We start from the raw sequence: 26100 nt of genomic DNA, 5'->3' as shown, positions 1-26100 counted from the left end.
AGACGCTAACGCGAACGCTCGCAATGACTGTAAATATTTTTGTCCGACTACTTATTTCAATACGATTATGCAGATAGTAGGCAAGCGTTGCGTAGATTTTCTCCAAATTGACACTCCAGGAGCGATCGCCAAACCTATTACTCCAAAAACTTCCTATGTTCCCCCTGCCCTCTGCCCACTCCCTTATTCCCCTGCTGCCCTAAGACTCGTATGATCAACATATCAAGAAAACATAACAGCCAGATTTTTACCGCAAAACATGGGCAGTATTTGGGAAATCGATTTTTACTCCCGTCCGATTTTGGACGATAATCAGAAAAAAATTTGGGAAGTCTTAGTCTGCGAAAGCCCGTTGGATATCAGTACAAAAGTAGATTCTTTGTTTCGCTATGCTCAATATTGTCCCAGTACCCAGGTAAATTCGGGCTGGTTGCGGACAGCATTGCAGGAAGCTATTAACCAAGCTGGAAAAGCACCAATTAAAATCCGCTTTTTCCGCCGCCAAATGAACAATATGATTACTAAAGCCTGCCAAGACTTGGGCATTCCCGCCCAGCCTAGCCGCCGCGCTTTGGTTCTCAACCAATGGTTAGAACAGCGCATGGAGGAAGTGTATCCTCAAGAGGCAGGATATCAAGGGGGGGCTAATCCCTCAGTCCGCTTGGAAAAACCCTTGCCGCAACGTTTACCAGATGCTTTGGAAGGACAGCAGTGGGTATTTGTTACCTTAGATGCTGCGGATTTAGCAGAAATGCCAGAGTGGGAAATTGGCTTTGGTGAAGCTTTCCCCCTAGAGTTGGCGAAAGTTTCACCCGAAACGCGTATTCCTGGGATTTTAATTTTCTCACCGAGAGCGTTGCCCTTGGCAGGCTGGATGTCTGGTTTGGATTTGGCTTTCTTAAGATTTGATACTAGCGTTGAGGCGAGATTGCTTTTAGAAACTGGTGTAACTGAAAGCTGGATTGTGGCAAATATCAAAAAACCTCAACTTTTAGCAGAAGCCAAAGGTTTTGAAGAAGCCAAGCAAAAAGCTAACGGAGTGCATTTTATCGGTGTACAGTCTGATCCGAAGGCAGAAGCTTTTGCTGGTTTTTGGCTGTTGCAAGAGGTGAATCTTTGAAAATTGGCAGGGGGGCAGGGGGGCAGGGGGAGATGAGGGAGATGAGGGAGCAGGGGGAGCAGGGGGAGAATGAATAACTAAGGGAACTCCAAAAAATAAATTATTCCACATTCAAGTCGTTGACTGTTGACTGTTGACTGTTGACTGTTGACTGAAAACTCGTGAACCGTCAACGGTCAACAGTGAACAATAGCAATGGAATATTTTTTTACTTGGAAGTCCCTAATGACCAATGACCAATGACCAATGACTAATGACCAATGACTAATGACCAATGACCAATGACTAGTTGAGACATGGCAATGATTTGGGATAATTAACTGCGTCCATCAGTGTTGATCTGTGGTTCCAAATCGTAACTGTAAGAAACGCTGATGATTTTTGGATGGTTATCTGCGTTTATCACGGAGAAAGTTTAATCGTCGGTTTTTGACGATCGCACTTTCAACAGACAGCGTTGATATACGGTTCAAAATCCACAATTGCACTAAGGCTCATGGGTTCTGAAAATTTGTCACAAGATACACTAGCAGAACAGCTGCTGGAACTAGCTATTAAATCTGGAGCAGAAGCTGCTGAGGTGTATCAGTCGCGATCGCTTTCTCGTCCAGTGTTTTTTGAGGCAAACCGACTCAAACAGCTAGAAACCAACCAATCTGAAGGCACTGCACTACGACTTTGGCGAAACGGCCGTCCGGGACTGACGGTGGCTTACGGTTCTGTCCTAGCCGAAGTCATGGTGGAAAAAGCTCTAGCTCTAAGTCAACTGAATCAACCAGAAACAGTAGAATTAGGCTCTAACTCTGGGCCCTCTTACCCAGATTTAGGCGAAGGTGTGCCGGTAGAGGTTTTGGTAGACTGGGGCAAAGAAGCGATCGCACTCATCCGCGATGCCTATCCCGATGTTGTTTGCAATGGTGACTGGGAATGTGATGTTGAAACTACTAGGATAGTTAACACTAAAGGTTTAGATTGTTACTACACTGATACTACCCTCAACTGCTATATCAGCCGAATGGGTACGCGGTGATGATTTTTTAAGTGTTGCCGATGGCCAAACTAAGCGGGGCGAACTCAATCCCGAAATATTAGCTAACCAAATTTTACAACGGTTAATTTGGGCTAGAGAAAATGTCTCACCTCCTACTGGACGCGTCCCGGTTTTGTTCACTTCTAAAGCCGCTGATATGCTTTGGGGCACTGTGCAAGAAGCTTTGAATGGCAAGCGAGTCTTAGAAGTAGCTTCGCCTTGGGCAGAACGCCTGGGTAATCTGGTAATAGCACCCAGTCTCACCCTCTACCAAGATCCAGAAGCCGGCCCTTACAGTTGTCCTTTTGATGATGAAGGCACTCCTACTCAATTTTTAGTATTTATCCAAAACGGAATTTTACAGCATTTTTATGGCGATCGCACCACGGGAGGCCAACTGGGTATTCACACCACTGGAAATGGTTTTCGCCCTGGTTTAGGTAGCTATCCCACTCCTGGTTTATTTAATTTTCTGATCCAGCCAGGTTCTTCATCTTTACCAGACTTAATTCAAGAACTCGATAATGGCTTAATTGTCGATCAAATGCTGGGTGGTGACAGCAGTATTTCTGGAGATTTTTCAATCAACGTTGATTTAGGCTACCGTGTCCAAAATGGCCAGGTAATTGGGCGCGTTAAGGATACGATGGTTGCAGGTAATATCTACAGTGCCCTCAAGCAATTGGTTACACTGGGTAATGATGCTGATTGGAATGGTTCTTGTTATACTCCATCTCTAATAGTAGAAGGGCTATCCACTACGGGGAGAAGTAATTGAATTGGGCATTGGGCATTGAGGTAAAAGAATGGAGTTCAAAGACTCATTAACGAGTATCAAAGACTCATTAATGGAGTTCAAAGACTCATTAACGGAGTTCAAAGACTCATTAATGGAGTTCAAAGACTCATTAACGAGTATCAAAGACTCATTAATGGAGTTCAAAGCCTCGTTAATGGAGTTCAAAGCCTCGTTAATGGAGTTCAAAGACTCATTAATGGAGTTCAAAGACTCATTAACGGAGTTCAAAGACTCATTAACGGAGTTCAAAGACTCATACGCTATTCCCCCTTCCTCCTGCCCCCTGCCCACTGAGCGCAGCCAAAGTGCATAAGTGTCAACTTAACGTAAAAGCCATGTCCCGCAAGGAACTGAAGTTCCTTGCTAATAGCTTAAGTCATCTAAAGATGACTAAATAATCCGAAAAATCTTTAGTCTACTTTAGTAGACTTTAGCTAAAAGCCAAAGAACTTTAGTTCTAGGCGGGCGAGTCAGGGAATAGTTAAGCCAATACTGCATAGGTTTTGAAGATTTGTAGGTTGGGTTGAACTTTAGTGTTACCCAACAAAGCCCTGGAAATGTTGGGTTTCGTTCCTCAACCCAACCTACACATTTTTATTTTTTAGCCAAAACCTACGCAGTATTGATAGTTAAGCTATTTCTAGGCTTTTGTTGACACCAATGAGCCGAAGTGTGCCCCCTGCCCAATCCCCTAATCCCCAAAAATCATGTCTCTTCCTGTTCTAAATCCGCGCTTTCGCACCTGGTGGCAGCCTAGAAGAGGTTTAGCGATCGCCGAAGCTTGTATTATCGGTCTGGTTGCTGCTCTATCTGCGGTGTTTCTCAAAGTAGGATCGGGATGGCTGGGGACATGGCGAGTCCATACTACCCACCTTTTACCGGCTTGGCTGATACTACCGATAATTGGTCTTGTCTTGGGGTTTGTGGCTGGATGGTTGGTGGATAGATTAGCACCAGAGGCTTCTGGTAGCGGTATTCCGCAAGTAAAAGCCAGTCTTGCCAATGTACCGATGACATTATCTTGGCGCGTGGCAGGTATAAAATTACTCAGTGCTATCATCGCCATCGGTTCGGGTATGACTCTAGGACGACAAGGCCCCACTGTTCAAGTCGGGGCAGGTTTGGCAGCAGGGATGAGTCGCTGGGTTCCAACTTCTCCAGATCATCGGCGACAAATGATTGCAGCTGGTGCGGGTGCTGGTTTGGCAGCTGCTTTTAATGCCCCGATCGCAGGTGTATTATTTATCGTTGAAGAGTTACTCCAGGATTTATCAGGATTGACTCTGGGAACTGCAATTATCGCCTCCTTTATTGGTGGGGTGATATCCCGACTTTTAGGTGGTGGCTCTCTTGACTTAAATCTGCAATTGACGCAATCTTCTAGCCAATTCTCTATCCCAGAAATTCCCTTTTTCGTGCTTTTGGGTATTTTGGCAGGCTTATTGGGTGCATTGTTTAATCGCGGTTTAATATTTAGTATTAAATTTTATCGAAAATTACATATCAGCTTACCGTTGCGGGTAGCTTTGGCTGGATTTATCTCCGGTGTTGTTGTGTCCATGCTCCCCCCATCCTTTCGTGATAATACGGGATTGCGGGAGTCTTTAATTACTGGAGGTTCTCAACCTACCGTAGCAGCGATCGCCTTTGCAGCCCAATTCATTCTCACACTTATAGCATTTGGTTCAGGAGCGCCGGGGGGGTTATTCGCTCCGAGTCTGATTTTGGGTTCTTGTTTAGGACACATTATCGGTGTATCTGAGTTATACATCACAGGATCTGGTTCTCCTACTACTTACGCGCTAGCGGGTATGGGGGGATTTTTTAGCGCCGTTTCTAAAGTGCCAATCACAGCAATTGTGATTGTGTTTGAGATGACTACAGATTTCAATCTGGTGCTACCTTTGATGATTGTTTCTGTAGCAGCTTATTTAGTTGCGGATAAGGTAGTACCTGGTTCGCTTTATGAGAAACTTTTGGAATTAAAAGGCATCACTCTCACTAAAGAAGCTCCTATGGAAGGAGCATTAACCAAGTTAACTGCAAAAGATGTAATGCAAGAACGGGTAGAAACTCTAGATGCAGAGATGAGCTTGGAAGAAGCAATGCAGTCTTTTGCTCGTTCTCATCATCGCGGTTTCCCTGTGGTAGAAGATAACAAGTTAGTAGGGATTGTGACGCAATCAGATTTGCTGAAAATACGCGATCGCAATTTAGCCAATGACATTTTCTTAAAAGAAATTATGACGCCTGTCCCGATGACAGTAACACCAATCCACACCCTGAGCAATGTGCTGTATTTACTCGATCGCTATCAAATCAGTCGCTTACCTGTGGTGGATGGACGAAAACTGATCGGGATTATTACTCGTGCAGATATTATCCGGGCGGAAGCAGATCATCTCAATTGTGATAACCGGACTCCGAAACTACGACCGGAACCTTCATATATAGTTTACCAAACGCGATCGCCCAGCACCGGCAATGGTAGATTATTAGTGCCAGTAGCGAATCCCGAAACAGCAGGTATTTTATTAAAAATGGCAGCAGCTATTGCCCGCGATCGCCATTATGAAATAGATTGCGTGCAAATAATGCTGATTCCCCGCCACAGTTCCCCATCAGAAACACAGGTAAGGACGGCAAAAAGTCGCCGCTTGCTACGACAGGCGGAAGTCTTAGCAAAAAAGTGGCAAATTCCCTTGCACACGCAGATCCGAGTTACCCACGATGTAGCGCAGGCAATTTTGGAGACAATCAACGAACAAAATATCGATTTAATTTTAATGGGATGGAAAGGTACTACATCTACCCCTGGTCGGATTTTTGGTAACGTTGTAGATACCGTAATTCGCCAAGCCACCTGCGAAGTAGTGTTAGTAAAATTAGGCACTATTGAGCAATCTTTCAATCGCTGGCTAGTTCCGATGGCTGGTGGCCCCAATTCCCCACTGGCGATTAAATTGCTACCGGCTTTAATTACATTGGGAAATGATCCGAAAATTGGACTGACACAGGTGTTTAAGCCATCTGAACTCAAGCCAGATATGTCAGTTTCAGAACAAGCCATCCGCCATTTGATGCGGCGGCGCAAGTTGTCCAGTAGTGTAGTTGCTCTCCCTGTCCAAGCTAATTCAGTCGCCGAAGGTGTGATTAACCTAGTAAAAACCGAAGGTTACGATGTTGTCGTTTTGGGAGCATCGCAAGAGGGATTGTTGCAGCAGGCGATTCAAGGTAATATTCCAGAAGCGATCGCCTCTGGTGTAGAAAGTACAGTGATTTTGGTTAGGGGTGCAATTAACAAGTAAGTCGGTGCGAATAAATCGAACTCTGTGAAGTAATGTAAAATTATTGTAATCAAGTTTGTAGGTTGGGTTGAACTTTAGTGTTACCCAACAAAGCCGTGAAAATGTTGGGTTTCGTTCCTCAACCCAACCTACGCCTACAAACCTTTAATTATTTCCGCCGTTTTACTTAATTGTTCATTTTTTATACAATATACCAATAATAAGAGAAACAACTATTGGTATTAAAATTGGAATAGCAACTATAAGTCCCCACTTACCAAACTTAATTTCCTCACCCTCAGATTTTAAAAACGCAATCCAACCTACAACTCCCATTAAAATCCAAATACACCCAAAGCCAAGGAATATAACAAACACTGAATCTTCCATTTTTCACCAATTAAATTTATACAAAAAAAATCCTTAAATTTTAACTAAATGCTCATCAACCATTTTTGCTAAATTTGTACGAAACTGGCTAAAATCAAAAGCTTCAATAGTTTTTTGTTGTAAGTATTCTGGTTGGTAAATTACTGGGTTATGGTAATCCCCTTGCAGAATTTGAATTAGATTATCGGCAATTTCTTCAACGTTATCGGGATCAACCAAACATCCCAATTTCCCCTCAGCTAAGGGTTCTATGGAACCATCTTGTTTACCCGCCAGCACAGGTTTACCACAAGCTAACGCTTCTAGATAAACAATTCCAAATCCTTCTCCTTTACTAGGCAAAGCAAAAACATCGCAAAGATTGTAATAATCACATAATTCTTCATCTGGTACAAATCCTGCTATAGTGACACAATCTTGTAGATTTAAGTTGTTAACTAAAGCTTGAATTCTAGGTATATCATCCCCTTTCCCTACAAGGATAAAGTGGACATTAGGGACATGCAGGCGCACTTTAAGTAAGGCATAAAGCATTTGATCATAACCTTTGTATTTTGCCATGCGTCCCAGCCGCGTTACTGTTAGAATTACAGGCTGTTGTTCCGTTAAATTATATCGCTTAAGCAAGTAGTTAGGTTTAGGATTTATTTTAAATTTATTAGCATCAAACGTATTACTTAAAATGACTATTTTATCAGCGTCAATGTTTTTATATTGAAGCAAGCGCTGGCGAGTGTAATTACTAACACTAATAATTTTGTCTGCGTTTCGTAATCCTAATTTTATAATAGCATTATTTTCAATATCCCAAACTTCTAAGCCATGAGCAACTACCCAGTAAGGAATTCCAGTGAGAAGTTTTAGAATATAACAAGCAATGGTATAGTTAACATGAGTTGATATGACTATAGTAGGACGTTGGATAATAGCTAAAATAATTATTTTGGTAGCAAATAAAATAGTTTGCAATAATCTTGGTAAATTTCCAAAATAATGGAACTTTGTTAAACTTAAAAATTGCAAGTTTTGCTGCTGTTTTAAATTAGGCTTGTCATACTTCAAAAACACATCATAATCAGCTTCAATATATACTTCTTGTAAAGCTTTCAACAAAAATGTTGAGTAAACTTGAATGCCTCCCTTAAAATCAAATATATTCGGAAATATTAAGTAAAAATGATGTTTATTAATCATAACTTCTTTGAAAATCTTCAATAATTTCAGGCTTTAATTGCATCACAAAATTTTGTCGATAATTAATAGCTGCTGCTATAAAATAAAACTCAATAGTTGTAAAAGTATAGTCTTCAGCAAAAAAATCTGGCATTTGAGAAGCTAAAAACATAATAATCGGAACAGTAACTAGAGAATTAATATATTTAATTTTAAATATTATTTTTACTAAAAAATTAGTAAATAGTAAGAATCCCGGAATTCCTTGTTCTGCTAACACATTTAAAAATATATTGTGTGCATGATAACCTTTATGTCCCCAAACTTTTACCCCTATCTGTTCTGGAAAAACTCCTATACCTATACCACTAAGTGGCCTTTTAATAGTTTCATTAATAGCTACCTGCCACATTTCAAACCTTGAGAAGCCTGTTTTTATTATAGTAATAAGCGTTTTTTTATTTGGATTTACTAAATTGGAATTTTCTGAAAATATATTAATTAATGGAAATATTTTACTATTTGCCAAACCAATTCTCTGTGTAGAAACTGGTATGGTTACAATACATAAAAATAAAAAGCTAGTTAGATAAATCATTTTTCTAAAACTAATAATTTTATATATTAGCAAAAGTAACATGCCAGTCATGAAAGTTAACCAACCATTTCCACTGGTAGATAAAGCTAAGGAAATTATAAAAATTAATTCGCTGACATATAATTCAATTTTAGAAATTTTATTCTGCTTTTCTAAAATCAAGCTTAAACATAATCCAATGGCTACTATTACCCCAAACTGATTAGGGTTTTGCATAATTGAACCAATTTCTGGATAAAAGCTGGGGAATTTTAATAATTTGAAAATCCACTGGTTGGGAAGTAAAACTTCTAAAAAACCCAAAACTGCAATTATCTCTAGTAAATATAATATGCAACGATAGTAAAACGTTAAATTTATACTTTTAAAAGTTAACACCAAAAACGCAAAAAATAATATATAATAAGTAGAATATTTTAGACTATAAGTAATAGCAATGGTTGGAAATTGGCTCATTAATGAAGAAAGCCACATCCACAAATACATTAGACTTATAGATATCAAAATAACTTTATGCTTTTTAACAACTTCTGGTATAGATTTTAAAGACAAACTAATTACACCAAAGCTAAATGCAGGAAGTAATAAATAATGAATACCAATATTTATTCCAGGAAATTTAATCCGCCCTAAAAGTGAAGCAAATAATATGAGCAGGAAAAATATATTAATCATAACCTTGTCGTTGTGGATACTTGTTTGACAAGAAAAACGCTAAATTAAACCCACATTCGCAAGTTTAAGAATAGATTATGATATTTTGTCTCAGCTAAAATACTGAGTACCTAAAGAATATTATCATATTACAGTCATCGTTGATGCACGTAAATTTAAGAGCGATCGCCAGCCTCTAGATTTAGCAAAAATAACCATCGGTGAAGCTCTGAAAGGTAAACTAGGAGCGCAGTCTTGTTTGCCAATTTTATTTTTGGGAAATCCCAATTAATAATTCAATTCGGCAAACTTGGCACGCCCTGACTCCCCAAGGCTTGCAATCGTGTATAGACACGAACAAAGCCTGCATCGGCAGGCTTGTCCCATAATTATCATTAGGACTTACGCGAAATTAGAACGCAACTCATTATTAAAAGTTAGAACGGGAGCCAGAGGAACCTACGGCATTAGGATCACGGTAAGCTACATTATCATCGGCTTTGCGGCTCTTACGACCAAATAAACCAAATAAACCGAGTAAGCCCAACAAACCCCAATCACCATCACGATAATTTCTGTCGGTAGCAGCGCCGTCTGTAGTAGTATTTGTAACAGTTCCATCAGTAGTGCTTGTTGTCTGAGCCGAAGCAGGCAAAACTGTAGGTAAGGTAGCCAAACTTAGAGCTAGAACAGTACTTCCTAAAATTTTGGAGAGATTAAAGCGTTTCACGATCACATTCCTCAATTGAATTGCTGCAAGTAATAGTTAAAGCATATTAAGTTCTGACACTAATAGCATCAATCTTTAGCTGCAAATATAAATCCGCTTAAAGGTGCATTAGTCATCGAGTAAATAAGCATTTTGATATAGATGATATTAGCGATTAGCCCCCAATACCGTTCAGTTAAGCCGAAAAACCTTGCTAGAGACGCGAAATTTCGCGTCTCTACAGGTCTAAAATCAGTACTTTCTTGCTCCCACTGATTTAAATTATGAATTATTAATTATCAATTATGAATTAGTTTGACAACTATGGGCATTGGGCCTTGCCCCTACAGCGTATTTGTATCATTATTAAAGTGAAATGGTATGACAGATGCTGATAATTTAAGGCAATATTTATGCCGCGATCGCATAAAATTGTGAACCTGTATTTTTCTGCTCCAAACTATCGATAACTCTCAAAATCCCATCCTCACTGAGACAATTGCCAAATCTTAATAGTATTATCTTCACTACCACTGACAAGAGTCTTACCATCAGGGCTAAAGGTTACCGATGTCACAGTGTTGCTATGCCCCGTCAATGTTAAAATTTCTTCTCCTATGGCTGAATTCCACAGTTTGATGGTGCGATCGCGGCTACCACTAGCAACAATTTTACCATCAGCGCTAAAGGCTACGGATGTAACTGTGTTGGCATGTCCCGTAAGTGTGCGAATTTCTTTTCCCGTAGTTAGATTCCAAAGTTTGATGGTGCGATTGCGGCTAGCACTGGCTAAAGTTTTACCATCTGGGCTGATAGCCACGGCTGTTACTGTTTGATAATTTCCCTCTAGTGTGCGGATTGAGTACCCTTTTGTCAGATTCCAGATTTTGATAGTCTTGTCAAAACTGCCACTGGCAAGAATCACACCATTAGGGCTAATAGCTAGCGATCGCACCCAGAATGTATGCCCTGTCAGTGTCCGAATTTGCTCTCCTGTTGCTAGATCCCAGATTTTGATGGTGTTGTCATCACTACCACTAACCAGAGTTTCGCTATCAGCACTGATGGCTAAGGCATGAACTGAATCAGAATGCCCTGTAAGAGTGCGAATTTGCTTTCGCGTTCCCAAATTCCAGATTTTGATGGTGTTGTCATCACTACCACTAACTAGAGTTTTGCCATCTGGACTGATCGCTACCACATTCACCTGCTGAGAATAGGCGTTGAGTGAAGAGATTTGTTTTCCGGTTGCGAAATTCCAAAGTTTGATTGTGCTATCTCCCCCACTGCTGACAATAGTTTTGCCATCGGGGCTGATGGCGACAGATAAAACTGAGTTTTTATGCCCTTGCAAAGTATTAGCTAAAGAAACCTTGCCCAAAGTAATCTTTAGCGGTTGACCTAAAAACGCTTCATCTTTGCCAGAATTATTATGCTGAGTCAGCCGAGAGACTAAACTAGTCTGAATCCGGCGAAAATGTCTATACCAAGATTCTTGAAATCCAAACAACAGAATCAAAGCACTTGCTAAGATTAAAATTCTCAGTAAGGGATAACTTTTTGGTAAATGTGGTGCTTTAGTTGGTGGTATTTTTCCATAGGATTTCCCGGCTGGTGGTAGCGCCAGAAGTTGTTTTGGACTCAAATCTCTAAGAACTTCATCGGCTGACTGGTAACGTTCATGGATATCTTTTTTCAAAAGCTTGTCGATGACAAAATCCAACTCAGCATTTAAGGGACTCCGCAAATATTCCCGCCAATTACTCACCCACGCGTACCCAGATTCCATCCACAATTGAAAGGGGGAATTTCCCGTTAGCAGATGAAAGCAGGTAGCCCCCAAACCGAACAAGTCACTGGCGGGGAAAGCTTTACCATCTCTAATCTGTTCCAGGGGAGAATAACCATGTGAACCAATGGATGTGCCAGATTTCTGCTGAACTTTGGCGGTGAATTGCTTTGAGGAACCAAAATCAATCAGACTTAATCGCCCATCACTTTTATTGCGGATAATATTTTCTGGCTTGATATCCCGATGAATGACTTTGCGATCGTGAATAAATTTGAGGATGGGCAGTAAATCTAGCAAAATAGATTGAATTTCCCTAGCGTTATAACTCTTGCGCTGTTGCAACTCCTTTAATAAATTTTCTCCATTAATAAACTGCTGCACTAAATATAGACAGCCGTCTTGGTCAAAGTAAGCTAGCAAAGTCGGAATTTGGGGATGTTCCCCAAGGTCTTGTAGTCGCTGCGCTTCTTCAGCAAACAACTCCATCGCCTTTTTTTGCGACCAAGTTCCTTGAAATTTTGGAGCTAATTGCTTGATAACACAACGTTCATTAAGTTTATCGACATCTTCTGATAGATAGGTTCTGCCAAATCCCCCCTCATCTGAAAGGACTCGGATGACACGAAAGCGATTTCTTAAAAGTGACACCAATGGGGTGCTACAACTTTGGCAAAACTTCTTTCCATTGGGATTCAGGGGATTTGAGCAATCGGGATTTAAGCAGCAGATCATTATCTGACAGGCGCGACTGCATGACAACTTAGGCTAAGTTTGCCCCGAACTTTCCCTTAAGAAAATTGACTCTCGCTTACTCGTGGTAGAAAACCCTGTTCTGGGGATTGGGGAATTACTTAATATAGTTAGCGTTTGTAAATAGTGTCAGTCTTCCTCATCTGTGGAAAACTACGAGAGCCATAAGATTAATTATTCTATCGATTATATAATAATTTGAATAAAAATTTTTTCGGAACTTTTAAACCTAGTAATTTTGCTTGTATATTGACAAGCGATAACCTACTAAGTATTAAAGATAAACCCTGATTAATTAACCATCATGACTATTAAATGCAGTTAAAATGCTTACTAAATTTGTTTTTGATATTTTAAATCATCCATGATTAATTGTTAATTTGATACTTTAGGCTGTGCGACCTTTTTACTTCGATCTTCCTCTCCATTTCCGAATAGCACTTGCAGTTCTAGCTACAGGTGGTATATATACATCAGGTACATCAGGAATTTCGTGGAAATTTCCGTGTTGTGCAATACTTTTATTATTTAATTTTTGGGTAGTTAGACAGTCAGCTAAAGTAGACAAATAGTTTTCATTACCTAAAGCTTTCATCACTTCATCGGCAGTCTTAAACCGCTCGTTTAACGAAATTTTCACCATTTTTCCTAAAATCTGAGCGAAACTATTGCTAATATTTACTTCTTTTCGCCAGCATATTTCACCAGTATTTGCATCGTAATCAAATTCTAAAGGACTTTTAGCAGTCAACATAAAAATACAAGTTATACCCAGTGCATAAATATCACTGGCATAAACTGGACGTAGAGAAAACTGTTCTGGTGGTGCAAATCCCCTGGTTCCGATAAAGTTGGTGTTTGCAACTTGATTGGGAGAGTTTTCACAAGCATCAGCTAATTGCTCTTTCACCGCCCCAAAATCAATCAGCACTATTCGCCTGTCATATTCACACCGCAATAAATTCTGTGGTTTAATATCCCGATGAATTACATGATGTTTATGAAGATACTGTAATACAGGTAATAATTCTTGCAAAAACTGTTTAACTGATGCTTCACTTTTGGGGCCAGTTTGCCGCACTTCTCGTGCTAAAGTCAAACCTGGTATGTATTCTTGAATTAAAAAAAACTCTCCATTCGCCTGAAAGTAGTCTAATAGCATGGGGATTTGCGAATGACTACCGAGTTGCCCCAAAGTTCTTGCTTCTTTTTCAAAGCGCCGACATGCCCTTTGCCAGCTTTGAGGATTAGTCACTTTCGGACAAAGCTGTTTAATAACACACAGAGGATTCCCAGGTAATACAGCATTTTTGGCTAAAAACGTGATTCCAAATCCACCTCTACCTAAAATTTGCAATATTTCATAGCGATCGCGCCATAGCTTCTTGGAGCCACACATCTGAGCAAGTTGAGTTTGCGGTGAAATGCTCTCTTGAGAATTCGTTATTTTCTGAGAAAAGCGATCCATTAGCATAGAATATCTGCTTTTAAATGTTTCTAATCTTACGACAAATATTCTTGGGCGACAGTAAAATTACTGTAACTTTGCCAAATCATCAAAGTTCCTCAACAAATAAAAATAAATTTTTGTAGAAATTACAGATTGACAAATAACATCAAATATGGGTAAAAATTATTTGCCGCACATGAATCGGCTGTAGGGGCGTATATCTATCATTTGTGTGAACTTAAGGTAAGGGAACTCCAAGAAATAAATTATCCAATATTGTGGGGTGGGCAACATGAGCGCCCAGTCCATAGGGCGCTCATGTTGCCATTGGTGTCAACTTAAGCTAAAACTCTTTTAAAACCCAATACAGTTCAGTTAAGCCCAAAAACCTTGGTAAAGACGCGAAATTTCGCGTCTCTACAGGTCTAAAATTAGTACCAAAAATCCTTAACTGAACCGTATTGTTTTAAAACCTAGTTTCCAGCCTCTGGGCTGGAAATGCTGCTCTTGGCGGCTCTGCCGCCAGCAAGGGAGGCGGAGCCTCAACGAGGGGCATTCCCAGTCGGAGACTGGGAACGAGACGACGAGACGAAGGAGGCGATCTCTAAAAGCCAGTCTAGAAACAGCTTTCACCTTAAGTTGACACCTATGGGCAAGATGCCCAGCCCACAGGAGTTAATTGGATATTTTTTTATTTGTCAGTCCCTAAACACCAAATCTATTGAGTTCTAAGGCACTTCAATAGGAATCAAAGCATTTTCTGGTAAATAGTTGCAAAAACGCCCTTCATCTGCAAGCACCAAAATCAGGCGTAGGGGATAATCTGGCGGAACTTGCAAATCTGCCCACGGGACTGCCAACTCTAAACAACTATTTAAAGCTACTTGAGCGCGACTGAAACGGGGATGCCATTGATAATTGTCTCCAGCTTCCCGAAATTGAATCGATTGCGTCAGCAAGTTAACTTCTAAAAGATGATGGAAATGGTAATTAAGTGGGGCTGCATCTGGTAAATCTGCCAAAGGAACTGGGCTGTTAACCATTGTTTTTTCTGGATAGAACCACAGTAAATTCAACTCTGCTGGAAAATCCCGCCCTGGTGCAACACCACCTTTAAAGTCCAGCCGCACATAGAAATTGAGGTGATCCACCCCATACCAAAGTCGCTGGATAACACTGCTATTGTGCATCGTCCCTCGCGCCCCGCCGATTTCTATGCGTCCAGCTTTGTCCCAATCTTGTTCATCACCTTTACCATCGATGACGGGATGAATAAACCCTTGTGGGGTGTGGTTTGTCTGTGCTTCGTGGACTTCCACTGGTTGCTTGAGATAGGGCGGTACAGGTTCATTTAATGCCTTGTAAATGCCAAACAGATGTTCTCGAAACAACCCGTCAAAAATGGCATCCTGATTTGAGGAGTGTCCTGCACCAAACCACCAAAACCAGTCTGAACCCTCTGCGGCATACAACGCTTCCCATGCTTCTGGGTTGTTTTCTTCCGTCGCTTCAGGATGACTTGCAAGCATAACTCTAGCTTCTGTCAAGTAATCCCAAGCACGATTTTTGGCGGGATCGCCGATCCAAGTGGTGAAACTGCCATCTACCCAAGAACCACTATGTAGTTGTCCTCCGGGAATGGTAGCTGTGGCTGGAAATTCTTCGAGAAATTCGGAGACGGTGACGAGTTTGAGGCGGGGTTCATCGCTCAAACTTTGATATAAAGCTTCTAAGAAGGGTTTCCCATCTTCGGGATAAAATTCCCAGCAATTCTCCCCATCCAAAGCGATGGTAACTAGCCAAGGTTCTTCACTTTGACTTTCTCTTTGCATTTTAGCGATCGCTTGCAAATGTCCCACTAAATCCGCCGCTGCCTTTTTTGCAGGCATCGCGCTATAAGTAAAGCCAATTAAATCTGATAATCTGTGGTCACGAAACACAATTGACAAGTCACCCTCGGCAGTTTGCAGGCGATAGGGTCGATACAATAGTTCTGGTTGCTGTACATTCCCTGCCCCATCCCGATGAAAAAAGTGTTTCAGCGTCCATCCCAAAACGGCTTCATCTGAGCATATCCACTTATATCCTTGGTTAATAATATCTGGAAGTATTGCCGGACTTACTGATTGTTCCGAAGGCCACAAACCACGAGGTATCTGTCCAAAGCGTTCTTTATAAAAGTTCCAAGCTTTCCGCAAGTGGCGAGGAATATCTTCTGACCACTGAAAACGCTGCTTAGGTAGTGTCATATTGGGCACAGCTACCCGACCAGAGTTAGTATCAGCTAGCAAAGGTAAAATCGGGTGAGTGTAAGGCGTGGTGGTAACTTCTAGCTGCCCCGCTTCCTGCATTTTGCGATGTTGGGGGATAATGCGGCTGAGAATTTCTCGTTGTTTGGAATAAATGCGCTGGCGATCGCTTAAAGTAAAATTCCGACCCTGTTTTAACCAAGTAGCAATTTCCGGGTCATCCCAAAACAGAGGATCGATCCAAGCCAAATTGTGCCAAGCTAGCAAATCGCCATAATCTGGCAATTCCCAATTTGCTAAACACCAAGCTTGCCCTTTTTCCTGCCTTTGCTGGTACAACTCGGCATAACGGGGATGAGGGTCAATTAGAGTATGATGATTGGCATCGAAAAAGTGTTGGATAATAAATTCGCGCTGTTGCTGCGTGAGTTGTTCATCCGGTGTCAAGCTGGCTGTGAGGTAAGGGTCAAAAGCAGTGCCAGCAATATAATCTTCAAGTTGCAATATCAGCGATGGTACTAAATTCACCGTTTGGTGTAACTTAGGATACCGCTCTAAGAGCAATACCAAATCCAAATAATCTTTAGTCCCATGCAAACGTACCCAAGGAAGTCGGTACTGCTGACTCGGAGATAGCGAAACGCCGCTGCCAGGAGATTTGTACAGAGGCTGATGTTGATGCCAGATAAAAGCGATGTAAAGAGGATGGGACATAGGAATAGTTAGGAGTTAAGAATAAGGAGTTAGGAGTTGAATCAAAACTCATAACTCCTAACTCCTAACTCCTAACTTTTACACCACTTGTTCAATTTCTGCAATTTCGGGAATCATTTCCTTTAAGCGGCGCTCAATACCCATTCTCAGAGTCATTGCAGAACTGGGGCAAGAACCACAGGCACCTTGCAGGCGCAGTTTTACAATAGGCCCATCGAGTTCTACGAGTTCCACATTGCCGCCATCAGACATCAGATAAGGGCGCATTTCATCTAAAACTGTTTCAACGTTGTCAATTGTGAGTTCCATAGTTTAGACCTGCTAAGTTAATGATGGGGATTGGGGAGGTAGTGCGGTCTTGGGGTGTCCCCAAGTGGAGCAACTGCCGTCATGGGGCATTGGACATGGGGCATTGAATAATAATGATCTCTATGCTCTATGCGTGGTTAGTCATTAACCATTATCCAAAATTTTGTTTTCCAGCTTTGTTAAATCGCTCCTAAATCTAATTGCCGCTAGATTGTCAGGTGTCAGTTTTTAATGACTTTTGACTAAACCCCTGCTGGTTTTAGCAACTTCATATTAGATTAGCTGAACAATTTCTTGTACAAGCCCTCCTACTCTACTTTAGCGGTTTAAGTCCTGAAGAGAACGCTAGGAGGTGAAGACAAGGAAGTTTTTTCCCAAGACCCCATGCCCAATATGCTTATTAAATTACTAAAAAGCTAGGACTTACGCATTGACAGACATAATAAAGTGTGCATCATTTCTCGTTCCTGGGCTGCTGCCTTGTAATGCTATTCGGGAGGCTCTGCCTCCTTTGTTTGACAGGAGGCAGAGCCTTCAAGTGTCACATTCCCAGGCAGCAGCCCAGGAACGAGGTAGGGCAAGACTTTTATGTTAATAAGCTTGATAATCATAAGATGCTAAGTTTGTAAAGTGCGTAAGTCCTAAAAGCTTTAAACTTTAAAACTCAAAACCCAGTACTGGTAATCTTCCAAATGACTAATGACCAATGACCAATGACCAATGACTAACATTCAGCACTATTTGTTGAGTCGCCATCATTAGATGAAACCATGACTGGTTGTTGATATAGTGGTACGGTGAATGTGACTGTTGAACCAAGTCCTTCACCTAGACTATAAAAATGTACCTCCCCGCCCATTGCCTCCACTAGCTTTTGGGATATTGCCAATCCTAAACCTGTGCCGCCGTAGTGGCGAGTGCGGGAACCATCCACCTGAGAGAATAATTGAAACAGTTTATCTTGTTTGTCTAAAGAAACACCAATACCAGTGTCAGCTACACGTACTTTCACCATGCCAGGAAACTGCTGATCTTGAAAGTTCGCCTTTTTGATTACTAAATCGGCGCTGACGGTGACACCACCCTCATGGGTAAATTTGATGGCATTACCTACCAAATTGAGCATAACTTGTAGCAACCGTTGATAGTTGCTTTGGACAATGATTTCATCGGAGGTAGGAGGCATTTGCATCTGGAAGCTGAGATTTCTCATTTCTGCTTGGGGACGCATGAAATTTTCGACATCATGGAATAGCTCATCTAGCTTGACTGGAGCGTAAGCTAGCTCCATTTTGCCAGCTTCGATTTTAGCGATGTCCAAAATGTCGTTGATAATATTTAGCAGATGTATCGATAATTGGTGAGCTTCTGACAAAAACTGGTTTTGTTCTTCTGGATCATCTGCCATCCCTTCCAAAATCAGCTTCAAGAAGCCAATCATGCCGTTGAGGGGAGTCCGAATTTCATGGGATACATTAGCCAGAAACTCGCTTTTGAGACGGGAAGCTTCTTCGGCTTTTTGACGCGCTACTTCTAATTCTTCATATAAAGTAGCATGAGCGATCGCAGTTCCCAATTGATCTGCTGCTTCTTTTGCCAGTTCTAATTCTGATTCTGATAATGTGTAGCATTCATCCTGCCAACTCAAGGCAACCAATCCATTAGCCTGGTCTTGATAGCAAGTTGCAATCACCAAAGTTTTCTGCCGCCCAGACTGTGCGTATCCAGACACTTCCATTACAACTGGTTCTAGGGTTGCCAAAGCTTGAGCAAAGGCAGCCTCTGAAGCTATATCTATTTCTAAGCCAAGCATTGATTTGAGTGCTGCCTGGTGATACTCAGCCTTCACCTCCACTTTTGAGCTAGAGGGCTGATAAGGACAAATAATACAGCGTTCTAGCCGCAGTGCTTTCCCCAAACTATCAACTGTTTGCTGCCAAATAATATCTAAATCCAACGTCCGCCGGATATTTTTGGTAATCCGATTGACTCGTTTTTGGTGTTGCTGCGATCTTATTGCCAACTCTATTTGTGTGGGCATTTTTGATGCCACAGGCACTTGTTTTTTGTTGAGTGTCGCTTGCACCAACCGTCCCATCACTAAAACTGTAGTGGCAGTTGTTCCCAAACTCGGCATAATTGGACTAATCACCAAGTCCAACTCAAATAATTCCTGCTGGTAGCTAAACCAACACTGAAACCTTTCTGGCACCAAGCTTGTTAAAATTCGGTGCGATCGTTCCAAGTAACTAACCTTATCCACTGGGGCAAAGGTTTGAGTCTGGTTTAGCTCCTCAACTATTTTCTCGCTATTTAACCCCAGCAGTTCGCTGTGCTGCCAATAAAAGGTCAGATAGCGCCCTGCCCGATCTTGTGTATACACCAACTCAGATCCTAGAGTTGGTAATGAGCCATCAATCTTGCTGGTAATAGATTCCAGCTTTTGGGGAAATACATTTGACAATTGGGAATTGGCAGTAATAGTCATTAATTGAGTTGGATGACAAAGGGTATCCGACCGTAATTTTACTAAAGCTGCTCAAATTTTTGCATAAATTCTTACAGCTTTTTCGTTTTTTATTGAGTATTTCTTGGTGATCTGAAATCCAAATTGGCAAACTTTACTTTTTGACTTCCATTGACAGCTGATTAATAGCGTCAATCATTCCATTCACCCCGAGGAGGAACGGGAGTACGCACAGGGGTGCGCGTCAGTTCGTCATCTCTAAGGATTTCACCCCGCAACCACTGGCGAATTGCCACCTCAATCACTTTACTTGGGTCATTAGTGAGATGCTGAATTTGCTCTAGTAGCTCGGAGTCCAGGCGGACAGCAATTTCTACCTTATCGGTTGGTGTGTTTTCCGCTTCGGTAGTTTTCTCTTGCATATTCATAGATTTGATATACTCTGAATTGATTTTGTCTAAAGCTTTGTAAAGTAGTTATATGCATAATTTGGGCTAATTCACTGAAAATCTTCAACGGGACATTTACATAGTTCCCTGAAATAGCACCAAAGTAACAGCTTTAAGTTTTAAATCGCATTTTTCATATAACTTACTAGACAATGGCTTTAGAAGTTTTGCCGATAAATCAGTGATTACGGGGAATTACGGGTGGTAATTATCCATGATCCCTACATGATCCCTACATGTACTTATTTACATTTATTGTACGCTCCTAGCTGTTGAATACTAGCAACGACAAATAGACTTTCATAATATTCTTAAAAGTCCACCTATTGAGATCAAAAGTTAAAGACGGGGTAAAGAGGGGGATTGGGGACTGGGTATTAGAGATTAGGTTAGGAAAACTCTTCCCTAGTCCCTAGTCCCTAGTCCCCAGTCCCTAGTCCCTAGTCCCTAGTCCCCAGTCCCCAGTCCCTAGTCCCCAGTCCCCAGTCCCCAGTCCCCAGTCCCCAGTCCCTAGTCCCCATTAAAAGCAGCGTCTTGGCTAAGAAAGCATTAAAATACATTAAGTAAATTGCTCTTTTAACTTTGGTTGCTGCTAAGGCAAAGATAGTATATGACTGACGTTCCCGCAGTTCGCATTCGCAATTTTTGTATTATTGCTCACATCGACCACGGGAAATCAACCCTCGCCGATCGCTTGCTACAAGCTACTGGCACTGTTGAAGACCGACAGATGAAGGAACAGTTTCTCGACAACATGGATCTGGAACGGGAGCGCGGCATTACAATTAAGCTGCAAGCTGCCCGAATGAATTACACGGCTAAGGATGGTCAGCAGTATGTGCTGAACTTAATTGATACTCCAGGACATGTGGATTTCTCGTATGAAGTTTCTCGCTCTCTTGTTGCTTGTGAAGGAGCGCTATTGGTAGTAGATGCGTCTCAAGGTGTGGAGGCGCAAACTTTGGCGAATGTATATTTAGCGTTAGAGAATAACCTGGAAATTATTCCGGTTTTGAATAAAATCGATTTGCCTGGATCTGAACCAGAAAGGGTAATTGGCGAAATTGAAGAAATTATCGGTTTAGATTGCAGTGGTGCGATTCTGGCTTCTGCTAAAGAAGGAATTGGTATTAATGAGATTTTAGAAGCAGTTGTGGAGCGGATACCACCACCGCCAAATACCATAAATGAACGCTTACGAGCATTAATTTTTGATAGCTATTACGACAGTTACCGAGGAGTAATTGTATATTTCCGGGTGATGGATGGCACTGTGAAAAAAGGCGATCGCATCCATTTAATGGCATCGGGTAAAGAATTTGAAATTGATGAGTTAGGCGTTCTTTCTCCCACTCAAAAGCAAGTTGATGAACTCCACGCTGGTGAAGTAGGCTATTTAGGAGCGGCAATTAAAGCTGTAGCTGATGCACGGGTAGGAGACACAATTACCCTCAGTAAGGCGAAAGCTGAGTCACCTTTACCAGGTTACGCAGAAGCGAACCCAATGGTTTTTTGCGGGATGTTCCCCATTGATGCTGATCAATTTGAAGATTTACGGGAAGCCTTAGAAAAGCTCGAACTCAACGACGCAGCACTGCATTACGAACCAGAAACTTCCAGCGCGATGGGGTTTGGCTTCCGTTGCGGATTCTTGGGCTTGCTGCACATGGAAATTGTTCAGGAACGTCTAGAGCGGGAGTATAACCTAGATTTAATCATTACAGCCCCCTCGGTGGTTTATAAGGTGATTACCCTCAAAGGTGAGGAACTATACATCGATAATCCTAGCCGCTTACCTTCTCCCAACGATCGCGAAAGAATTGAAGAACCCTACGTCCAAGTAGAGATGATTACCCCGGAAACTTATGTTGGCAGCTTGATGGAGTTGTCACAAAACCGCCGTGGCATCTTCAAAGATATGAAATATCTCACCCAAGGACGAACCACACTTACGTATGAGCTACCGTTGGCGGAAGTTGTGACTGACTTTTTTGATCAAATGAAGTCGCGATCGCGCGGTTACGCTAGTATGGAATATCACATTATCGGCTACCGTGAAAATCCTTTGGTGAAGCTGGATATTATGATCAACGGCGATCCCGTGGATTCCTTGGCGATGATTGTGCATCGGGATAAAGCTTACAACGTCGGGCGGGCAATGGCAGAAAAACTCAAGGAACTAATTCCCCGCCATCAATTTAAAGTGCCAATTCAGGCATCTATTGGCAGTAAAGTTATCGCCAGCGAACACATCCCCGCTTTGCGAAAAGATGTGTTAGCTAAGTGCTACGGTGGTGACATCAGTCGGAAGAAGAAACTATTACAGAAGCAAGCAAAAGGTAAAAAGCGGATGAAATCTGTGGGTACTGTGGATGTACCGCAAGAAGCCTTTATGGCAGTACTGCGCTTAGATCAAAACTGATTTAATGCTTGCGGCGACATCTCAAAGACCGAATAAATGGCGTTGCTGAATTAAAGTATGAATCTGGATGTAGAGACGTAGCAGTGCTACGTCTCTACAAGGATTTTGGTATTATGCAAAATCTTTAGGACTAGCCCTTTCAAGGTGGTGAGATTTAGAACGAGAATTGGTTATTTCAACCTTCAAAAAGCCCAAAATCTGAGCAGAGGATTCAAGATGGTAGCACTGAAACAACGTATCTTCGTTGGCCACCTTGAAAGGGCTAATCTTTAGGACTTACGCATTGACAATAAATACCAAATATGAATAAAGGTTAAAAACCATATCTTTCGTAAGGGCACAGCATTGCTGTGCCCCTACAGCATGGTCTGTTTATGATCGTCGTCGTTACCCCTTCTTAAAGCCTCAGTTGCAAAGGGGATGCTAAATTGTTCTAAGGGACTTCCAAGTAAAAAAATATTCCATTGCTATTGTTCACCGTTGACCGTTGACGGTTCACGAGTTTTCAGTCAACAGTCAACAGTCAACAGTCAACGACTTTAATGTGGAATAATTTATTTTTTGGAGTTCCCTAATTACGAATTACACCTTGTTTGTGATCCCTAGCCCGCAGTTGATAACCTTTGATAAGCTTTAACAAAATAACTGTTAAAAAATCTCAAAATTTTAGTAAACATACTCACCGCATTTGCCACCCTTGTATTTTTAGGTAAATGTAATTTTTTAGATATTTGTAAAGTGTCGGGGAATCTAGCAGATGAAGATACTGGTACTGAGTTGGGAGTTTCCGCCAAGGATTATTGGGGGAATTGCGCGGCATGTAGCGGAGTTGTACCCGGAACTGGTAAAGCTAGGGCATGAAGTCCACTTAATTACAGCAGAGTTTGGTCATGCATCGATGTATGAAGTGGTTGAGGGAGTAAAGATACATCGGGTGCCAGTGGCACATAGTAACGACTTTTTCCACTGGGTAGTCAATCTCAACCTGAGTATGGGAGATCACGGTGGTAAGTTGATTTTAGAGGAAGGGCATTTTGATTTAATTCATGCCCATGATTGGTTGGTAGGAGATGCTGCGATCGCTCTCAAGCATAATTTTAAAATACCACTAATTGCCACAATTCACGCCACGGAATACGGACGCTATAACGGTATTCACACAGATATTCAAGGTTATATAAATGGCAAAGAAACCTTGCTAGCTTACAACGCTTGGCGGATTATTGTTTGTAGCGACTATATGCGCCAAGAAGTAGAACGAGCGCTATACAGTCCTTGGGACAAAATCGATGTCATTTATAACGGTATCCGAGCCGAAAAGAAACAGCATAACGTAGATTTTCATGCTCTGAATTTTCGCCGCCAATTCGCCACAGACGATGAGCAAATCGTTTATTACCTTGGTCGCATGACCTACGAAAAGGGTGTACCTGTATTGCTCAATGCTGCACCTAAGATCCTTTCCCAAATGGGAGGTAACGTTAAATTTGTAATTGTTGGTGGCGGCAATACTGACCATCTCAAGCGCCAAGCCTGGGATTTGGGAATTTGGCATCATTGCTATTTTACAGGTTTTCTCTCCGATCAATACTTAGATAGATTCCAAACTGTCGCTGATTGTGCGGTATTTCCTAGTCTTTACGAACCTTTCGGGATTGTGGCTTTAGAAAGCTTTGCTTCTCGTGTTCCGGTAGTAGTTTCTGATACTGGTGGTTTTCCCGAAGTAGTGCAACATACCAAAACAGGCATTGTAACTTGGGTAAACAATCCCGATTCTTTAGCTTGGGGAATTTTAGAGGTTTTAAAAAATCCAGGATATCGGCAATGGCTGGTGGATAACGCTTATGAGGATTTAAAGCGACGCTTTAGCTGGCCAAAATTAGCCAAGCAAACTGAAGAAGTATATCAGCGAGTTGTACAAGAGCGATCGCAAATTTCCTGGTAAGCATACCCCGACTTCTCCAAAAAGTTCTTTTGGAGAAGTACAAATTTAATCGGGTTTCGGATATCATTTTTTGAGCGATCGTAAGGGCACACCATTGCTCATAGGTGTAAACTTAACCAGAAACTTCTTTAAAACCTCGTTAAAACCTCGTTAAAACCTCGTTTCCAGCCTCTGGCTGGAAATGCTATTCATTGCGGCTCTGCCGCAAGTCTTGAGGCGGAGCCTCTTAGTAGGCATTCCCAGCCAGAGGCTGGGAACGAGGCAAAGTCCCTTAACTGAACTGTATTGCGCTACAAACAACACAAGTAATGTAGGGATTTTCGTAGAGTAGAGCAAAGAATAAATGATTACTCGGCGTTATTTTGAGTTAACAAACAGTACAAGCCCTGTACGCTGGAAATTCTACCCTCTCTAGTGCCAGAGTTAAGCTAGTACGCGTTTAAGTTGCAGATTTTTTCGTTAAAACTGTCATTTGTCATTGATTATTCATAAAAGATAACTGATAAATGACTAATGACAAAAGACGAATTTCCCGGAAAAATAAGCAATTAAAGTGCGTAACAGCCTAGCAATAATTGCAGTTTGCTCCAGAAGCTTAGTATGACAAAGGCATTCCCAAGCATAGCAAGGCGCTTGAAAAATACAGGAATCAAGTTGTTGAAGATGGGAACCTTCCTAATAACCCGTTTTATTGCAAGCTGGAAACGCTACTTTCTGGGTGACACTGTTGATGTCCGCCCCTCCCCCCCCTCTCCCTCTCCCTCTTTCGACAATGCTAGACCCTCCTTAGCAGGCCCAGTCCTTAGCTTAGGTGGGGGTGGCCCCGATGTCGATGATGCTATCCAGTGGATGATCAACCAAGTTAGGGGAGGTAGCAATTCCGGCACTAAAGTTAATGTTGTAGTTCTCCGCACGAATGGTAATCACGATTACAATCGGCTAATTTATGCCATGAAGGGCGTAAACTTTGTGGAAACTCTTCTGATTCGGAATAGAGAAGAAGCAAACAAAGCTGAGATTTATGAAAAAGTCAGAAATGCTGATGTGATTTTCTTTGCTGGCGGCGACCAATGTCAATACATCCGCAACTGGAAAGATACCAAGCTTGAGGCTGCTGTTAAGTCAGTTTATCTTAAGGGAGGTGGTATTGGTGGCACTAGTGCGGGTGCGATGATCCAAAGTGATTGTGTCTATGATGCTTGCGCTTCTTCTAAAAAAGGCATTGAAACTAGAGATGCACTCGAAGATCCCTACCGGGACATTACTTTTACTTACAACTTTTTCAATTGGAGTAATTTGAAGGGAACCATCGTAGATACGCACTTCGACAGGCGGCAAAGAATGGGTCGAATTATGGCTTTTATTGCCCGTCAAATTAAGGACGGTGTATCTGACAGTGTTTTAGGCATAGCGGTTAGTGAAAGTACATCAGTTCTTGTGGATAAAAACGGTTTGGTGAAAGTTATGGGTAGGGGTGACGCGTACTTTGTACTTGGTAATCATATACCGGAAGTATGCGAACCCCGAACGCCTTTGACCTTTTCTAATTACAAAATTTGGAAAGTTCGCAGTGGCGACACCTTTAACTTGAGAAACAGACCAACTTCTGGGTACTACCTCAGGAGTGTCAAAAGGGGACGAATTGATTCAAATCCATATTAAATGGGGAGTGGGGAGTGGGGAGTGGGGAGTTAGGAGTTAGGAGTTAGGAGTTAGGAGTTAGGAGTTAGGAGTTAGGAGTTAGGAGTTAGGAGTTAGGAGTTAGGAGTTAGGAGTTAGGAGTTAGGAGTTAG

At 41.7% G+C, this 26100-nt stretch carries 16 protein-coding genes and 1 pseudogene; 7 read left to right on the top strand and 10 right to left on the bottom strand.

Annotated elements, in window-relative coordinates; all coding sequences use genetic code 11:
- Positions 1 to 259 precede the first annotated feature (259 nt).
- The 4 genes and pseudogenes from D1367_RS12705 (at position 260) to D1367_RS12690 (ending at position 6257) form a co-directional block, all read left to right on the top strand.
- Entirely contained in the window at positions 260 to 1120 is an 861-nt protein-coding gene (locus tag D1367_RS12705) for a Tab2/Atab2 family RNA-binding protein (RefSeq protein ID WP_118166781.1), read from the top strand.
- A gap of 496 nt (positions 1121 to 1616) precedes the next feature.
- A pseudogene (locus D1367_RS12700) lies at positions 1617 to 2928 on the top strand (TldD/PmbA family protein).
- A 45-nt stretch (positions 2929 to 2973) separates the two neighbouring features.
- Positions 2974 to 3243, top strand: a complete 270-nt coding sequence (locus D1367_RS33310) for a hypothetical protein (RefSeq protein ID WP_118171386.1) — start codon at positions 2974 to 2976, stop codon at positions 3241 to 3243.
- A gap of 413 nt (positions 3244 to 3656) precedes the next feature.
- Positions 3657 to 6257, top strand: coding sequence for a chloride channel protein (locus D1367_RS12690; RefSeq protein WP_118166780.1), 2601 nt, complete (start codon positions 3657 to 3659; stop codon positions 6255 to 6257).
- Between the two features lie 174 nt (positions 6258 to 6431).
- Here the strand turns inward: D1367_RS12690 and D1367_RS12685 are convergent, their stop codons facing one another.
- From D1367_RS12685 to D1367_RS12635, 10 genes are all read right to left on the bottom strand, one after another.
- Entirely contained in the window at positions 6432 to 6626 is a 195-nt protein-coding gene (locus D1367_RS12685; RefSeq protein WP_118166779.1) for a hypothetical protein, read from the bottom strand.
- 33 nt (positions 6627 to 6659) lie between these two features.
- Positions 6660 to 7820: a glycosyltransferase family 4 protein gene (locus D1367_RS12680; protein WP_118166778.1), complete on the bottom strand. Its 1161-nt coding sequence runs from the start codon at positions 7818 to 7820 to the stop codon at positions 6660 to 6662.
- On the bottom strand, positions 7813 to 9072 hold the full coding sequence (locus D1367_RS12675) for an O-antigen ligase family protein (protein ID WP_118166777.1): 1260 nt from the start codon (positions 9070 to 9072) through the stop codon (positions 7813 to 7815). Before D1367_RS12675 ends, D1367_RS12680 begins: the two co-directional genes overlap by 8 nt.
- Positions 9073 to 9481: 409 nt before the next feature.
- On the bottom strand, positions 9482 to 9781 hold the full coding sequence (locus D1367_RS12670) for a WGxxGxxG family protein (RefSeq protein WP_118166776.1): 300 nt from the start codon (positions 9779 to 9781) through the stop codon (positions 9482 to 9484).
- A 466-nt stretch (positions 9782 to 10247) separates the two neighbouring features.
- The gene (locus tag D1367_RS12665) at positions 10248 to 12284 is read right to left on the bottom strand and encodes a serine/threonine-protein kinase (RefSeq protein WP_181985158.1); all 2037 of its coding nucleotides are present in this window, start codon (positions 12282 to 12284) and stop codon (positions 10248 to 10250) included.
- 424 nt (positions 12285 to 12708) lie between these two features.
- Positions 12709 to 13770 (bottom strand): serine/threonine-protein kinase, encoded by a 1062-nt coding sequence (locus D1367_RS12660; protein ID WP_118171383.1) that lies wholly within the window; start codon positions 13768 to 13770, stop codon positions 12709 to 12711.
- A gap of 710 nt (positions 13771 to 14480) precedes the next feature.
- Positions 14481 to 16715 (bottom strand): glycoside hydrolase family 57 protein, encoded by a 2235-nt coding sequence (locus tag D1367_RS12650; protein ID WP_118166773.1) that lies wholly within the window; start codon positions 16713 to 16715, stop codon positions 14481 to 14483.
- Positions 16716 to 16793: 78 nt separating this feature from the next.
- On the bottom strand, positions 16794 to 17024 hold the full coding sequence (locus D1367_RS12645) for a NifU family protein (protein ID WP_069069965.1): 231 nt from the start codon (positions 17022 to 17024) through the stop codon (positions 16794 to 16796).
- Between the two features lie 724 nt (positions 17025 to 17748).
- Positions 17749 to 19512, bottom strand: a complete 1764-nt coding sequence (locus D1367_RS12640; RefSeq protein WP_118166772.1) for an ATP-binding protein — start codon at positions 19510 to 19512, stop codon at positions 17749 to 17751.
- A gap of 170 nt (positions 19513 to 19682) precedes the next feature.
- Positions 19683 to 19919 (bottom strand): hypothetical protein, encoded by a 237-nt coding sequence (locus tag D1367_RS12635; RefSeq protein WP_118166771.1) that lies wholly within the window; start codon positions 19917 to 19919, stop codon positions 19683 to 19685.
- Positions 19920 to 20550: 631 nt separating this feature from the next.
- On the opposite strand from D1367_RS12635, the gene lepA reads away from it, so the two are divergent.
- The 3 genes from lepA (at position 20551) to D1367_RS12620 (ending at position 25969) form a co-directional block, all read left to right on the top strand.
- Positions 20551 to 22362: a translation elongation factor 4 gene (gene lepA / locus D1367_RS12630; RefSeq protein ID WP_118166770.1), complete on the top strand. Its 1812-nt coding sequence runs from the start codon at positions 20551 to 20553 to the stop codon at positions 22360 to 22362.
- Between the two features lie 757 nt (positions 22363 to 23119).
- Entirely contained in the window at positions 23120 to 24307 is a 1188-nt protein-coding gene (locus D1367_RS12625) for a glycosyltransferase family 4 protein (protein ID WP_118166769.1), read from the top strand.
- Between the two features lie 600 nt (positions 24308 to 24907).
- Positions 24908 to 25969 (top strand): cyanophycinase, encoded by a 1062-nt coding sequence (locus D1367_RS12620; RefSeq protein ID WP_181985157.1) that lies wholly within the window; start codon positions 24908 to 24910, stop codon positions 25967 to 25969.
- The last annotated feature ends 131 nt before the right edge of the window (positions 25970 to 26100 follow it).

This window comes from Nostoc sphaeroides, assembly GCF_003443655.1.
Taxonomy (GTDB): Bacteria; Cyanobacteriota; Cyanobacteriia; order Cyanobacteriales; family Nostocaceae; genus Nostoc; species Nostoc sphaeroides.
Note: the sequence above shows the minus strand (reverse complement) of the source record. Positions and strands in the feature narration are given on the sequence as shown.

Coding starts and splice junctions, on each gene's coding strand:
- D1367_RS12690 (WP_118166780.1), top strand. CDS start 3,657: ATGTCTCTTCCTGTTCTAAATCCGCGCTTTCGCACCTGGTGGCAGCCT.
- D1367_RS12625 (WP_118166769.1), top strand. CDS start 23,120: ATGAAGATACTGGTACTGAGTTGGGAGTTTCCGCCAAGGATTATTGGG.
- D1367_RS12620 (WP_181985157.1), top strand. CDS start 24,908: ATGACAAAGGCATTCCCAAGCATAGCAAGGCGCTTGAAAAATACAGGA.
- D1367_RS12680 (WP_118166778.1), bottom strand. CDS start 7,820: ATGATTAATAAACATCATTTTTACTTAATATTTCCGAATATATTTGAT.
- D1367_RS12675 (WP_118166777.1), bottom strand. CDS start 9,072: ATGATTAATATATTTTTCCTGCTCATATTATTTGCTTCACTTTTAGGG.
- D1367_RS12665 (WP_181985158.1), bottom strand. CDS start 12,284: ATGATCTGCTGCTTAAATCCCGATTGCTCAAATCCCCTGAATCCCAAT.
- D1367_RS12635 (WP_118166771.1), bottom strand. CDS start 19,919: ATGAATATGCAAGAGAAAACTACCGAAGCGGAAAACACACCAACCGAT.
- D1367_RS12645 (WP_069069965.1), bottom strand. CDS start 17,024: ATGGAACTCACAATTGACAACGTTGAAACAGTTTTAGATGAAATGCGC.
- D1367_RS12640 (WP_118166772.1), bottom strand. CDS start 19,512: ATGACTATTACTGCCAATTCCCAATTGTCAAATGTATTTCCCCAAAAG.
- lepA (WP_118166770.1), top strand. CDS start 20,551: ATGACTGACGTTCCCGCAGTTCGCATTCGCAATTTTTGTATTATTGCT.
- D1367_RS12705 (WP_118166781.1), top strand. CDS start 260: ATGGGCAGTATTTGGGAAATCGATTTTTACTCCCGTCCGATTTTGGAC.
- D1367_RS12650 (WP_118166773.1), bottom strand. CDS start 16,715: ATGTCCCATCCTCTTTACATCGCTTTTATCTGGCATCAACATCAGCCT.
- D1367_RS12685 (WP_118166779.1), bottom strand. CDS start 6,626: ATGGAAGATTCAGTGTTTGTTATATTCCTTGGCTTTGGGTGTATTTGG.
- D1367_RS12660 (WP_118171383.1), bottom strand. CDS start 13,770: ATGGATCGCTTTTCTCAGAAAATAACGAATTCTCAAGAGAGCATTTCA.